We start from the raw sequence: 12,652 nt of genomic DNA, 5'->3' as shown, positions 1-12,652 counted from the left end.
TCGCAAAGCGCGCCCTTCGGGCGATCGCCCCCCTGCCCCATTTCTGGATACCACACCACAAGAACGTGATAATGGCTTGCTTGCAACACCCGCAGCATCTCAAACTCACTGGCGGTGAGGGCACCCGTTACGGTCAAGAGCACTAAGTCTGCTTGGGGTACTGTTGCCAATGTTTGCTGCTGAAGCGTACAGCTATCAAGGGGTAGGGTAGCGACGGCATCGTACACCCGATTGAGAGCATAGGCCGATTGCCCGAGGACACACACCTCAACCGTTGGGCTATCCAATCGCTGTTGGAGTTGGCTGTGGGTTGATTGTAGGGAGGCTTGGCGCTCCATGGGAAGTTCCTGCAAAAGGTTCTGAGTGTCTGCCAGTTGCTTTTCCAGTAATTGAGGATGCAGGGAAGGTTGAGGGGGAGACACGTTTGGCGCAGCGGGCGATCGCCGCCGCCAGTACCAATAGCCCAATCCTAGACCAAGAATCAGTGGCCATCCCCACGGATGGTCATTTACCCAGCCACTCAACAATAAGAGAATAATGGCGGCAGTAACAGCCATGTCCTTTACCCCAAGCAAATCCTCTGTTTGCTAGCTTACCTTGACTGGTGAGCAACACTCAAATTCACAACGCTCGAGGAAATGCAGCCTGAATGTTGTGCCCGCTTTTCAAAAATGCAAGTACCTCTGGATCACCCGTTCTAACTGCTAAGATGGGAGCTATGCTTAAATTTTTAATTTTTCAATAGGGATTTCTGACGCCAATGGATGTTATCCCCGCCATTGATTTACTTGACGGCAAATGTGTGCGCTTAGTGCAAGGGGACTATGATAAAGTCAAGGTTTTTCATGATGATCCTCTAAAAGTCGCTCTCTACTGGCAACGGTTGGGTGCTCCCCGCTTACATGTCGTTGACTTGGATGCCGCTAAAACAGGAGAACTGCGCAACTACGACCTCATTGCCACAATTGTCGCATCCCTTGAAATTCCTGTGCAGGTGGGGGGTGGCTTGCGATCGCGCCAAGCAGTGGCTGATCTCTTTCTCCAAGGCGTCAATCGTGCCATTTTGGGTACTGTGGCTCTTGAGAATCCAGAGCTAGTGGCCAGGTTGGCCGCAGAATACCCCGGACGCATTTGGGTAGGGCTGGATGCTCGCGATGGCTATGTGGCAACGCGGGGTTGGCTAGAAACCTCAACAATTTTGGCAACAGATCTCGCCCAAAAAATGGCAGCAATGGGGGTGGCAGGGTTTATTTACACCGATATTCAGCGGGATGGCACTCTCCAAGGGCCGAATATCCCCGCACTACGACAGTTATTGGCGGCAACCGATCGTCCGGTCATTGCATCGGGTGGCGTGGGTTCCCTCACGGATATTCTCAGTCTCTTTGCCCTAAGCCCATATGGTTTATCGGGGGCGATCGTCGGTAAGGCACTCTATACCAAAGCAGTGGATTTGCGGGAAGCGGTTCGGGCGGTCGGTCAAGGTCGCTGGCAAGATATTCCGCCAGATTTGGGAAGCACGACTTGGGCATAAGTAGCCTAAGATTAAGGCGTTGTTACCTCTAAAACGGAATGTTAAAGCACCCTGCACTACGCTCCCTTGGCAAAATTTGGCGGCTACTGGATCGGGGCGATCGCTGGCAGCTGGTAGGGATGGGTATCTTAATGCTCATTGGCACTATTTTAGAGGCCCTGGGGGTGGGCTTGGTACTCCCTTTTATTGCGATTATCGAAAAGCCCAGTCGCCTCAATGATCTTCTGTTTTGGCGCCACAGTGCAGTCCCCTTAACGCCACAAGAAGAGTACCAATGGCTGCTCATTCTCAGCATTAGCTTCGCTATCCTCTTTATTGGCAAGAATTTATTTATTGTGGGGAGCAACTATCTTCAGTCTAGATTTCTCAACGAAAAGGAGCTTAAATTTTCAATGATGCTCCTACGCAGCTATCTCTTTAAGCCCTATACCTTTCACCTGCAAAATAACACAGCCAAGCTCGTTCAAAATGCCAGCAGTGAAACCATTAATATTTTTACTGGCTACGTACTGCCTTTATTGATTATCATTTCAGAATCACTGATTGTTTTTGCTATTTTTACCGTGATTATCTTGAGCAATCCATTTATTTCCTTAGTTGTTATTGCAGTTCTAGCGATTCTATCCTATTTTTTCTTTAGGTTCTTTCGCAGAAAGCTCAAGGAAATTGGTGCTAAACGGGTTCACTACGCTCAGAAGGTTGTCCAAAGCATCAATCAAGGACTTGGTGGTATTAAAGAAGTCAAAATCCTCGGCCGAGAACAAGTTTTTCTTGATGTCTATGAAGAAAATCTGATTGAGGATCGCAAGGCTCATTACTTCTTGATTTTTATTAACCAACTGCCCCGCTCCTATTTTGAAACCCTTGCGGTCATAATCATTATTCTGATTATCATTCTGATACTGGTTCAGCAGGGGTCAGTGGCTCAGGTGTTACCTCTCATTTCTTTGTTTGCGGCCGCTGCGTTTCGACTTTTACCCTCGGCGACCCGATTGATGGTGAGTTTAAATAGTGTCATTTTTTACTCTGCTTCTTTAGATATTATTTACGATGACCTTTTAGAGGCACGATCGCTAGAAATTCACCAGGCAGAACCTGTGACCATCAAGCCTTTTCGCGATCGCCTCGAACTGATTGATCTTCACTACACCTATCCCAATGCGCCTCGGCTAGCCCTCTGTGGGGTTTCTCTCACCATCAAAAAGGGGGAAATGGTTGGCTTTGTGGGGGCGTCAGGGGCAGGAAAAACCACAATTGTCGATCTAATTTTGGGACTTCTCGAACCCTCTCAAGGAGATATTCGCGTGGATGGTGAGAGTATTTATCAGAACCTGCCCCAGTGGCAACGGCAGATTGGCTATATTCCACAAACCATTTATCTTTCTGATGATACGCTGCGGCGCAACATTGCCTTTGGCTTACCGGATGAGGCAATTGATGAAACGGCTGTGTGGGCTGCGGTAGAAGCGGCTCAGTTATCCACCTTTGTCCGTACCCTCCCTGAGGGACTAGATACGGTTGTGGGTGAACGGGGGGTGCGCCTTTCAGGCGGACAGCGGCAGCGGGTGGGGATTGCTCGTGCCCTTTATCACAACCCCTCCGTGCTGATCATGGATGAAGCGACAGCCGCTCTCGACAATCAAACGGAAGCGGGAGTCATGGATGCGATTCAAGCCTTGAGTGGGGAGAAAACGATTATTATGATTGCCCACCGCCTCAGCACCGTTATGGCCTGCGATCGCCTGTACCTCATGGCCAATGGCCAAGTGGCGGCTGTTGGGAGCTACCAGGAACTCCTGCAAACGAGTCCAGACTTTCGCGCCATGGCGCAAGGGTATGCAGGCGCTAACTAGCGGCTCGCCTCTAGTTCCTTGAGGGTGCGTGCCATTAAGACACTGTGGGTACCACGTTCGGGTTCGCCGGAGGCTGGCTGTCGTTGCCGGTAAGTCCCATCGGGTTGCAGCTCCCACGCTTGGCGATTGTCTGCCAACATAATTTCAAGCAGCTCTTTGAGTTCCAGTTGAAGGGTTGGATCCTGAATGGGGGTAATGGCTTCAACACGGCGGTCTAAGTTGCGCGATCGCCAGTCGGCACTGCCAATGTAGTACTCTGGCTCGCCATTGTTGCCAAAGTAGAAAATCCGTGAGTGCTCCAAAAAGCGGCCAATAATACTAATCACCCGAATGCGATCGCTCACTCCTGGCACCCCCGGCCGCAGACAGCACATGCCGCGAATAATCAGATCGATTTCCACCCCTGCTTGGGAAGCCTCATAGAGGGCACGAATCACTTGTGTATCTGTAATCGCATTCATCTTGGCAATAATCCGCCCCGGTTGACCGTTGCGGGCGTGTTCAATCTCGCGGTAAATCAACTGCAGCGTGCGATCGCGCATTGTTGTTGGCGCAACAAGAAGCTTGCGATAATCCCGTTGGCGGGAATAGCCCGTGAGCACATTAAAGAGTTCCGAGAGATCTGCGCCCAATTCCTCACAGCAGGAAAACAGCCCCAAGTCTTCATAGAGGCCAGCAGTTTTGGGATTGTAATTGCCCGTGCCAATGTGGAAATAACGGCGAATTTGCCCCGCCTCTTGGCGCACAACCAAAACCGTTTTCGTGTGGGTCTTTAGACCCGGTACGCCATAGACCACGTGAACGCCCACTTTTTCCAGCTTCCGTGCCCAGAGGATATTGTTCTCCTCATCAAATCGTGCCTTCAGTTCCACCAAGACCGCCACCTGTTTGCCATTCTCTGCGGCTTTAATCAGGGCACTGACAATCGGCGAGTCACCGGAGGTGCGATAGAGGGTCATCTTAATCGCCAGTACCTGTGGATCATGGGCCGCCAAGGTAATAAAGCGCTGTACCGTTGCCGCAAAGGAATGGTAGGGATGGTGAACGATAATATCCCTCTCGCGAATAAGACTAAAGAGTTCGTTGGCCATGGCTTCCCAATAGTCAGTGCCGAGGGTGGTAATTTCGCTGCTGGTGTCAAACATTGATTCCCGTTCCTCTACCCGCTGGAAACTGGGGGGAACTTGGGGTTGCCACTCCGGATCCTTGAACTGGGGCAAGGGTAATCCCATAAAGGTAAACAAATCATTCAAGCACAACAGGCCATCGAGTTCATAGACATCAATCTCCTCGAGATCCATCTCTTCCATCAGGGTTTGCCTCAGAAGCGGTGGAATACCCCGCTGCACCTCTAGACGCACCACAGAGCCAAAGCGCCGTTTACGAATTTCCTGCTCAATGGCAATCAGTAAATCATCCGCCTTATCCGTTTCCAGTTCGAGGTCAGCACTACGGGTAATGCGAAAGGTAAAGTAGGCCTGAATCTCCATCCCCGGAAAGAGGGCACTGAGGTTGTGGGCAATAATTTCTTCAAGGGGAACGCCCAGCCAATGGGCACCTTGGGGCGAGTGCAAATGTTGGGGCAGGGCAACAAAGCGCGGAAACCGATTCGGTACTTTCACCCGTGCCAGTCGCTCTTGACCAGATTCGGGATCACGGATCAGAACCGCAAGGTTGAGGCTGAGGCTAGAGATATAGGGAAAGGGGTGCGCCGGATCGACTGCTAAGGGGGTGAGCACCGGAAAAACTTGGGCTTGGAAGTAGTCGTTGAGATAGGCCTGCTGCTCGGGGGTCAACTCATTGAAGCAGGTGAGGAAAATAGCTTCCTTGGCCAAGAGGGCACGCAGTTCTTGGTCGAAATAGCGGTGCTGCTCAGTAACGATTGGTAGCAGATACTGCCGCACTGCTTGTAATTGCTCCGCTGGGGGCATGCCATCGGCTCCCCCTTGAACAACGCCACTTTCCACTTGCTGCTTTAGACCGGCCACCCGCACCATGAAAAATTCATCTAAGTTGGAACTGAAAATGGCCATAAATTTGAGCCGCTCTAGTAGCGGTGTGCGGGGGTCATAGGCTTCGTGGAGTACCCGCTTATTAAATTCCAGCCAGCTTAAAGAGCGGTTGAAGTAGTACTGGGGATCATGCAGATCAATGGGTTCGGGAGCTTTACGGCGAGGGGACTTCGCAGGGGGCATAGCCGTTTGTTCTTGTTCATTGGTCACACTAGCTTCCACTGTACTCGATTCCCCTTTTGCAGCGTTGGTACCGATTCCAGAGCGTACAATGAGAAGGTTAAGGTTTGCTAATTGTGGAGAGTTTCTACCAATATGGCCGACGTGGGGGCAACGGGAGCCGAAATTCGGGCAACACGGATTGAGAAAGCAAAAACATTGCAAGCACAGGGAATGAACCCTTATGCCTATCGTTGGGAGCGCACCCATACTGCGGCAGTTCTGCAAGAAAAATATGCTCACTTGGCTGCTGGCGAAGCGGTGGGCGATCGCGTCAGTGTCGCTGGTCGGATTATGGCGCGGCGCGTCTTTGGTAAGCTGGCCTTTTTTACACTTCAGGATGACAGCGGCACAATTCAGCTTTACCTCGATAAGCAAACCATTAGCCAAGGCATGGGGGAAGCCGCCTTTGCCGATTTGAAGCACCTTACGGATGTCGGCGATATCCTTGGCGCTGTGGGCACCCTCAAGCGCACGGAAAAGGGTGAACTCTCGGTTGTTGTGGAATCCTACACCATGCTCACGAAGTCATTGCTGCCCCTGCCGGACAAGTGGCACGGCCTGACGGATGTGGAAAAACGCTATCGTCAGCGCTATGTGGATCTCATCGTCAATCCCCACGTGCGCGATACGTTCCGTAAGCGGGCACTGATCACTGCAGCCATTCGCCGCTACCTCAATGAGCAAGGCTTTATTGAAATTGAAACGCCGGTGTTACAGGCGGAAGCCGGGGGGGCTGAGGCGCGTCCTTTCATTACCTACCACAACACACTGGAGATGCAGCTTTATTTGCGCATTGCCACAGAACTGCATCTGAAGCGCCTCATCGTCGGTGGTTTTGAGAAGGTCTATGAACTGGGGCGCATCTTTCGCAATGAGGGCATCTCAACCAAGCACAACCCTGAATTTACATCCATTGAGATCTATCAGGCCTACGCCGACTACAACGATATGATGACGCTGACGGAGGCGATTATCACCACAGCAGCGATGGAGGTGTTGGGCACGCTCAAGATGACTTATCAGGGGGAAACAATTGATCTGACACCCCCATGGCGACGGGTGACGATGCACGATGGGGTGTTGGAAGCCACTGGGATTGATTTTCGGCAATTGAGCGATCTGGCAGCGGCAAAAACAGCAGCCCAAAAAGTAGGGGTAAAAGACTTAGACACCTGTGACACGATTGGCCGAGTGCTCAACGAAGTCTTTGAGCAAACCGTTGAACCCACATTGATTCAACCCACATTTGTTCTTGACTATCCTGTGGAGATTTCGCCCTTGGCCAAGCCCCACCGCAGTCAACCGGGACTGGTGGAGCGATTTGAATTATTTATCGTTGGTCGCGAACACGCCAATAGTTTTTCGGAGTTGACGGATCCCTTGGATCAACGGCAACGCTTGGAGGAACAGGCACGGCGCAAAGCGGCTGGAGATTTAGAAGCCCACAGTGTTGATGAAGATTTCCTCACAGCTTTAGAGCATGGAATGCCACCCACAGGAGGCTTAGGGATTGGCATTGACCGCTTGGTAATGCTGCTAACGGATTCGCCCAGTATTCGCGATGTAATTGCTTTCCCGCTGTTACGTCCTGAATCAGCGGGTGGTCAAGTTTGATCCGTTTGCTAAAATCTTAAGCATATTTGCTGAATTCCTGATACTGAATGTCCACTGAATGGAGGCATGGCCAACAATGTCAGTGCAAACCATTGAGAAACCAGCAACCGTTCGCAAGTTGGCGCCCCGCTATCGTGTGCTCCTGCACAATGACAATGTGAATTCGATGGAGTATGTGGTGGAGGTATTGCTGAAGACAGTGCCGAGCCTCACCCAACCCCAAGCCGTGGATATCATGATGGAAGCGCACATGACGGGGGTGGCCTTGGTCATTACCTGTGCCCTTGAGCACGCTGAATTTTATTGTGAAGGCCTGAAAATGGCAGGGCTGACGAGTACCATTGAACCCGCTGAATAAGCCACTTTTCTCTCAATTTTGGCGGCAAATGATCCGCCGCCCCTTCTGGATTCGCATCTTTAGTTTTGCCCTAACGCTGGTGTTGCTGTGGCTGCCCATCGGCCTGAGTATCTATGTTCTCTGGGGAGAGGGCGGTGCGGCCAGCTTTGTCAATATGGGGCTGTTGTATCTCATCTTTATTCTCTTGCTGCGAGTCTGGGGACGGCGGGTACACCAACAGCGATCGCCCCTAGGGTTTTATGGCCTTAAGGGCGGTTGGAACTTTGGTCGGGATGCCCTGCTGGGGTGGCTGGGGGGTGTGTTTTTGGTTGCACTGCTATTTCTCATCGAAGGATTCTTGGGCTGGGTGAGCTGGCAGGGGCTACCGGAAGGCTTTGGGCTGCTGCTGTTGGAGGGCGTCCTCACCGGTGTGACCGTGGGCTTTGCTGAGGAATTGTTGTTTCGTGGCTGGCTGTTGCAGGAGCTAGAGCTAGAGTACCAACCGTGGTTTGCCTTGGTGCTCAATGGCCTGATCTTTGCAGCGTTACACTATCTGCATCCCCTGGAGGTGATTTTGGCCACATGGCCGCAGTTTTTCGGCTTGGCACTGTTGGGCTGGATTCTTGGTTTGAGTAAATGGGTCTTTGGTGGCCGTTTGGGCTTTCCCATGGGACTTCATGGCGGCTTGGTCTGGGCCTACTTTGGTGTCAATGTGGGCAAGTTAGTCAGCTATACGGGAATAGCGCCAGAGTGGCTCACGGGCATCAATGGTAATCCGATCGCTGGCCTGATGGGGGTAGGTATTTTAATTCTGGTGGCTTTAGGGCTTAGCTATCGCGTCGCAACCGCACCATAAAAAAGCCATCCATATCGTCCCGTTGCGGCCACACGGTGATCCAGCCTGCGGGAGCTGCTTTTAAGGGAAAGGCTGCAGGGGGCGGTTCAATGTGCCACTGGGGATGGTGAGCCAGAAAGTGCTGAATCTGGGCTTCATTTTCGGCGGGCTCTAGACTACAGGTGGCATAGACAAGCAGACCTTGGGGTTTCACCCACTGGCAAACATTGGCTAAGAGTTGAGCTTGCAGGGGCACCAGTTCAGCTAAGCGTGTTCTTAGGGGTTGCCAGCGGCTATCAGCATGGCGATGCAGGGTACCTGTACCGGAGCAGGGCACATCTAAAAGAACGCGATCGCCCATCGCTGCAAAATCCCCTGCCGTGGAACTATCAAGGGTGTGAATTTCAATGCTCTTCAGGCCGAGGCGATCGCGATTTTGCGCCAACTTCCGCAGGCGACTGGGGGTGCGATCGCAGGCAATGACGCGGCCGTGATCGGCCATCAACTCAGCAATATGAGTGGTTTTACCCCCCGGCGCTGCACAGGCATCAATCACCACTTCACCGGGCTGCGGATCCAGCAGATGACTGACCCATTGCGCCGCCCGATCCTGAACCGACCAGTGACCTGCAGCATAGCCGGGGAGTACCGGCATGGCTTGGCCGCAGTGGGGGAGAACCAGTCCTTGGGGTAAGTAGGGAATTGGTTGCAATCGATAGCCTGCTGTCTCAAAATCCGCAATCAGTTGATCAGCCGTTGTTCGCAGGGGATTGAGGCGCAGATCGAGGCGGGGCGGGTGATTAAACCACTGACAGAGGGCAACACACTCCTGCTCTCCTAAACGCTCCAGCCAAGCGCCAACCAGTTCATCGGGAAAGCTATAGCGACACCCCAGTTGAGAGACCAAGGGCAGGTGAGCAATGAAAGCCTCGAGGGGATCGGTGGTGGAGCGGGTGTAACGGCGCAAGACCCCATTCACCAGTTTGGCAAAGCCGCCTAAGCCAATCTCTTTGACCAGTTCAACGCTGCTGTGGACGGCGGCATGGGGGGGAACGCGATCCAGATAGCGCAGTTGGTAGAGGCCAAGGCGCAGCACTAACTGTATCTTCAAAGGCGGCAGTTGCTGACAAAACCCCTGAATCAGGGTATCTAAGGTGCGCTGTTGGCGGATAGTCCCATAGACCAGTTCAGTGATCAGGGCGCGATCGCCTTCCTTGAGAGACTGCTGTTGCAACACCTGATGGAGCGCCACATCGGCATAGGCTCCCTTGGTCACCCGTTCTAGGGCATCGAGGGCAAGACGCCGCGCACTTAGTGCCACGCCGATTGTTCAATCATTTCCCGCTGTTCACTAGTGGCGATCGGCCACTCGGGGTTGTCACCGCCAATCACGAGCGTTTCTAGGGGCACATAGTCCTCACTAAACTGATTGAGGGCATTGATCAGGACATCCAAGGCCAAAGCATCACTGGTGCCCAAGTCAAACCAGCAGCGTGCCCAGCGATCATTGTATTCAAACTCGCCCATATTGTGCATCACGGCCATCATCGAACTGTCGGCTTGGGCGCGATCGTACTCGAGGTGACTGAGGTCTAACCCCGTTTCTTGGACTTGGAGATTCTCAGCGTTGAATCCCCCCAGCTTCCCTAGGAAAAACCACGAGTTAAAGACTTCCTCAAGGTACTGCTGCTCGACGGACGAAGGCGGTGCAGCAAATTCCACCCAAATCCATAAATCAAAGGGATCCACTTCGCGAAAGATGACATTCATGCCCCACCCCCCAGTAACTCCTTCGGGAATGCAGGCCGTTGTTGCAAGCGAGTCACGTAGTCGGCCACCTCAGGATAGGGACTCAAATCCACCTGAAAGAGCATCTGCAGATAGGCGAGCACTGATCCGAGGGCAACATCGGCAACGGAAAAGTCATTGCCGAGAATGTAGGATTGCCCCATGAGGGCGGTCCCAATGCCTTTGAGGAGTCGCGGAAGCTGGCGATCGCGCGTTTCAGGCGGAAACATCGCCTGTGTCAAGGTGGAATTGGCAAACAGCACCCACTGATAAACTTGGGCAGCGGCAGCCGCATCCTTGGGCAATTCACCGTGGACTTGGGCGAGATAGAGCAAAATAGCCCCGGATTCCCAGAGCACGACATCGCCATCCACGATCACGGGCACTTTACCCATGGGGTTGAGTTTGAGAAAGTCGGGCTGATGTTGCTCCCCGGCTTGTAGATCCATCAGCACAAATTCATAGGGAATTCCCAATTCTTCTAAATACCAGCGAACAATAATGGCGCGGGATTTGGCGCCGCCGTAGAGCTTTAGCATAGGTCAGTTCAGTGATCTATGTGTCAATTCAATCTAAGTCACTCTATAAATTATGCGCTTTGATCGGCCGCAAAATGATTTCCTGCCTCACCGTCCTCAACGCCAAAGCAGATCCAGCGGCCATTCAGCCACCATTTCCGCCAACTGTTCATTGGAGTGTTGACCACAGGGCAGTACCCCCAGCACGGGTACTCGGGTAAAACGGCTGAGAAATTCTGGCGGTGTCCACTGCGCAATAGCCGTGTCGCTACAGGGGGTGACACAGTTGAGAATCAGACCGCGAATGTCCAGCTTGTATTGCCGCGCAAGGGCAATATTGGCCACAATTTGGGCGATCGCCCCCAAGCGCACCGTTGCCACTAAGACAATAGGCAACTTCCAAGCGGCTGCCAAGTCCGCCACTGTCCACTCCCAAGTAATGGGCGACCCTAGACCGCCGATCCCTTCAACTAAAAGGTAATCAAACCGCTTCTGAAGCTGTTGGTAAGTCTGCCACACAGGGGCTAAATCAATCGTGCGCTGTTCCAACTCGGCGGCAATGGGAGGCGCAAGGGGCGCTGCAAAACTGAGGGGACACACTTCACTGGCGGTTTGTTGTAGGGCCAGGGTTTGGCAGTAGTAGTCACCATCTCCGATTTCGACTGCAGTACCGCTCTGCATCGGTTTGAGAATGCCCCAGCGTTCTTGGGGACGATAGCGATGGGCGTAAGACCACAGTGCCCGCGTGATCATCGTTTTGCCCACACCGGTATCCACACCCGTAATCAGTAGCGACTGGCAATGCTGAGAAATAGTGACTCCCCCCCAACGCGAAAATGCTCAATTATTATACCGATTTCATTTCTTGAGGGGTTCAACCATCACTTTGATCGCAAGGGGTGCAGTTTCAACTACCCTAGGAAATAGTCCTTAATTGAGTGTATGCCGCGCAACCATGGCCGAGACCTTAATGTTTAATGCCCTTCGTGCTGCCATTGATGAAGAAATGGAGCGTGACCCCACAGTATTTGTACTGGGGGAAGACGTGGGACATTATGGCGGCTCCTACAAAGTCACCAAAGACCTCTACAAAAAGTATGGTGAACTGCGCCTGTTGGATACCCCCATTGCTGAAAATAGCTTTACCGGCATGGCGATCGGGGCAGCAATGACCGGCTTGCGTCCCATTGTCGAGGGTATGAACATGGGTTTTTTGCTCTTGGCCTTCAATCAAATCGCCAATAATGCTGGCATGCTGCGCTACACTTCTGGCGGCAACTTCAAAATCCCGATTGTGATTCGCGGTCCCGGCGGTGTTGGACGGCAATTGGGGGCAGAGCACTCCCAACGTCTTGAAGCGTACTTTCAAGCAGTCCCCGGATTAAAAATTGTTGCCTGCTCAACCCCCTACAACGCCAAGGGCTTGCTCAAATCAGCGATTCGCGATCCCAACCCAGTGCTGTTCTTTGAGCATGTGCTCCTGTACAACCTCAAGGAAGACCTCCCCGAAGAGGAATACCTGCTACCCCTCAATAAAGCTGAGATAGTCCGCAGTGGCGAAGATGTTACCATTTTGACCTACTCGCGGATGCGTCACCATGTGCTGCAAGCGGTGAAAACCCTTGAAAAAGAGGGCTACGACCCCGAAGTGATTGACCTAATTTCCCTGAAGCCCTTGGACTTTGAGACAATTGGTGCCTCGATTCGCAAAACCCATCGCGTGCTGATTGTCGAAGAGTGTATGAAGACGGGGGGCATTGGTGCCGAACTCTCAGCCTCGATCATGGAACGCTACTTTGATGAGCTGGATGCCCCTGTGATCCGCCTTTCCTCCCAAGATATTCCCACCCCCTACAACGGCACTCTAGAGAATCTCACAATTGTGCAACCGCCCCAAATTGTAGCGGCCGTGCAGAAGCTGGTGCAGGGACAGGTTTAA

Annotated in this window: 11 protein-coding genes and 1 pseudogene; 6 read left to right on the top strand and 6 right to left on the bottom strand. The window is 52.6% G+C overall.

What is annotated here, in order from left to right; translation table 11 throughout:
- Positions 1 to 557 (bottom strand): annotated as a pseudogene (locus IGQ15_RS05205) (hypothetical protein); the annotation flags it as partial.
- Between the two features lie 203 nt (positions 558 to 760).
- On the opposite strand from IGQ15_RS05205, the gene hisA reads away from it, so the two are divergent.
- Together hisA and IGQ15_RS05195 are read left to right on the top strand one after the other, a co-directional pair.
- Positions 761 to 1,534, top strand: coding sequence for a 1-(5-phosphoribosyl)-5-[(5-phosphoribosylamino)methylideneamino]imidazole-4-carboxamide isomerase (gene hisA, locus IGQ15_RS05200; protein WP_297049294.1), 774 nt, complete (start codon positions 761 to 763; stop codon positions 1,532 to 1,534).
- Between the two features lie 38 nt (positions 1,535 to 1,572).
- On the top strand, positions 1,573 to 3,387 hold the full coding sequence (locus IGQ15_RS05195; RefSeq protein ID WP_297049293.1) for an ABC transporter ATP-binding protein: 1,815 nt from the start codon (positions 1,573 to 1,575) through the stop codon (positions 3,385 to 3,387).
- Here the strand turns inward: IGQ15_RS05195 and ppk1 are convergent.
- The gene (gene ppk1, locus IGQ15_RS05190) at positions 3,384 to 5,582 is read right to left on the bottom strand and encodes a polyphosphate kinase 1 (RefSeq protein WP_297049305.1); all 2,199 of its coding nucleotides are present in this window, start codon (positions 5,580 to 5,582) and stop codon (positions 3,384 to 3,386) included. The two genes, IGQ15_RS05195 and ppk1, sit on opposite strands and share 4 nt — an antisense overlap.
- Positions 5,583 to 5,714: 132 nt before the next feature.
- On the opposite strand from ppk1, the gene lysS reads away from it, so the two are divergent.
- The 3 genes from lysS (at position 5,715) to IGQ15_RS05175 (ending at position 8,428) form a co-directional block, all read left to right on the top strand.
- A complete protein-coding gene (gene lysS / locus IGQ15_RS05185) occupies positions 5,715 to 7,235 on the top strand; it encodes a lysine--tRNA ligase (protein ID WP_297049291.1) in 1,521 nt (506 codons plus the stop codon).
- A 76-nt stretch (positions 7,236 to 7,311) separates the two neighbouring features.
- Positions 7,312 to 7,593: an ATP-dependent Clp protease adapter ClpS gene (gene clpS, locus IGQ15_RS05180; RefSeq protein ID WP_297049288.1), complete on the top strand. Its 282-nt coding sequence runs from the start codon at positions 7,312 to 7,314 to the stop codon at positions 7,591 to 7,593.
- Between the two features lie 28 nt (positions 7,594 to 7,621).
- Entirely contained in the window at positions 7,622 to 8,428 is an 807-nt protein-coding gene (locus tag IGQ15_RS05175) for a type II CAAX endopeptidase family protein (protein ID WP_297049285.1), read from the top strand.
- Here the strand turns inward: IGQ15_RS05175 and IGQ15_RS05170 are convergent.
- The 4 genes from IGQ15_RS05170 to bioD form a co-directional block, all read right to left on the bottom strand.
- Entirely contained in the window at positions 8,400 to 9,728 is a 1,329-nt protein-coding gene (locus IGQ15_RS05170; protein WP_297049283.1) for a 16S rRNA (cytosine(967)-C(5))-methyltransferase, read from the bottom strand. The two genes, IGQ15_RS05175 and IGQ15_RS05170, sit on opposite strands and share 29 nt — an antisense overlap.
- Positions 9,719 to 10,177 carry a DUF3531 family protein gene (locus IGQ15_RS05165; RefSeq protein WP_297049281.1) on the bottom strand — a complete coding sequence of 153 codons (459 nt, stop codon included), beginning with the start codon at positions 10,175 to 10,177 and terminating at the stop codon, positions 9,719 to 9,721. The genes IGQ15_RS05170 and IGQ15_RS05165 overlap by 10 nt, the downstream gene beginning before the upstream one ends.
- Positions 10,174 to 10,734, bottom strand: coding sequence for a glutathione S-transferase family protein (locus IGQ15_RS05160; RefSeq protein WP_297049279.1), 561 nt, complete (start codon positions 10,732 to 10,734; stop codon positions 10,174 to 10,176). The genes IGQ15_RS05165 and IGQ15_RS05160 overlap by 4 nt, the downstream gene beginning before the upstream one ends.
- 96 nt (positions 10,735 to 10,830) lie before the next feature.
- A complete protein-coding gene (bioD, locus tag IGQ15_RS05155; RefSeq protein WP_363315794.1) occupies positions 10,831 to 11,526 on the bottom strand; it encodes a dethiobiotin synthase in 696 nt (231 codons plus the stop codon).
- 142 nt (positions 11,527 to 11,668) lie between these two features.
- Here bioD and IGQ15_RS05150 point away from each other — a divergent pair, with 142 nt between their 5' ends.
- Positions 11,669 to 12,652: an alpha-ketoacid dehydrogenase subunit beta gene (locus tag IGQ15_RS05150; protein WP_297049299.1), complete on the top strand. Its 984-nt coding sequence runs from the start codon at positions 11,669 to 11,671 to the stop codon at positions 12,650 to 12,652.

The sequence above is a fragment of the Thermosynechococcus sp. M98_K2018_005 genome (genome assembly GCF_015295825.1).
Taxonomy (GTDB): Bacteria; Cyanobacteriota; Cyanobacteriia; order Thermosynechococcales; family Thermosynechococcaceae; genus Thermosynechococcus.
The sequence above is the reverse complement of the archived record's forward strand: the minus strand, read 5'-3'. Positions and strand labels throughout refer to the sequence as shown.

What these genes read in the sequence shown, in the direction of transcription:
- IGQ15_RS05175 (WP_297049285.1), top strand. Translation starts at nt 7,622, where the DNA reads ATGATCCGCCGCCCCTTCTGGATTCGCATCTTTAGTTTTGCCCTAACG.
- IGQ15_RS05195 (WP_297049293.1), top strand. Translation starts at nt 1,573, where the DNA reads ATGTTAAAGCACCCTGCACTACGCTCCCTTGGCAAAATTTGGCGGCTA.
- lysS (WP_297049291.1), top strand. Translation starts at nt 5,715, where the DNA reads ATGGCCGACGTGGGGGCAACGGGAGCCGAAATTCGGGCAACACGGATT.
- IGQ15_RS05150 (WP_297049299.1), top strand. Translation starts at nt 11,669, where the DNA reads ATGGCCGAGACCTTAATGTTTAATGCCCTTCGTGCTGCCATTGATGAA.
- ppk1 (WP_297049305.1), bottom strand. Translation starts at nt 5,582, where the DNA reads ATGCCCCCTGCGAAGTCCCCTCGCCGTAAAGCTCCCGAACCCATTGAT.
- IGQ15_RS05160 (WP_297049279.1), bottom strand. Translation starts at nt 10,734, where the DNA reads ATGCTAAAGCTCTACGGCGGCGCCAAATCCCGCGCCATTATTGTTCGC.
- clpS (WP_297049288.1), top strand. Translation starts at nt 7,312, where the DNA reads ATGTCAGTGCAAACCATTGAGAAACCAGCAACCGTTCGCAAGTTGGCG.
- IGQ15_RS05165 (WP_297049281.1), bottom strand. Translation starts at nt 10,177, where the DNA reads ATGAATGTCATCTTTCGCGAAGTGGATCCCTTTGATTTATGGATTTGG.
- hisA (WP_297049294.1), top strand. Translation starts at nt 761, where the DNA reads ATGGATGTTATCCCCGCCATTGATTTACTTGACGGCAAATGTGTGCGC.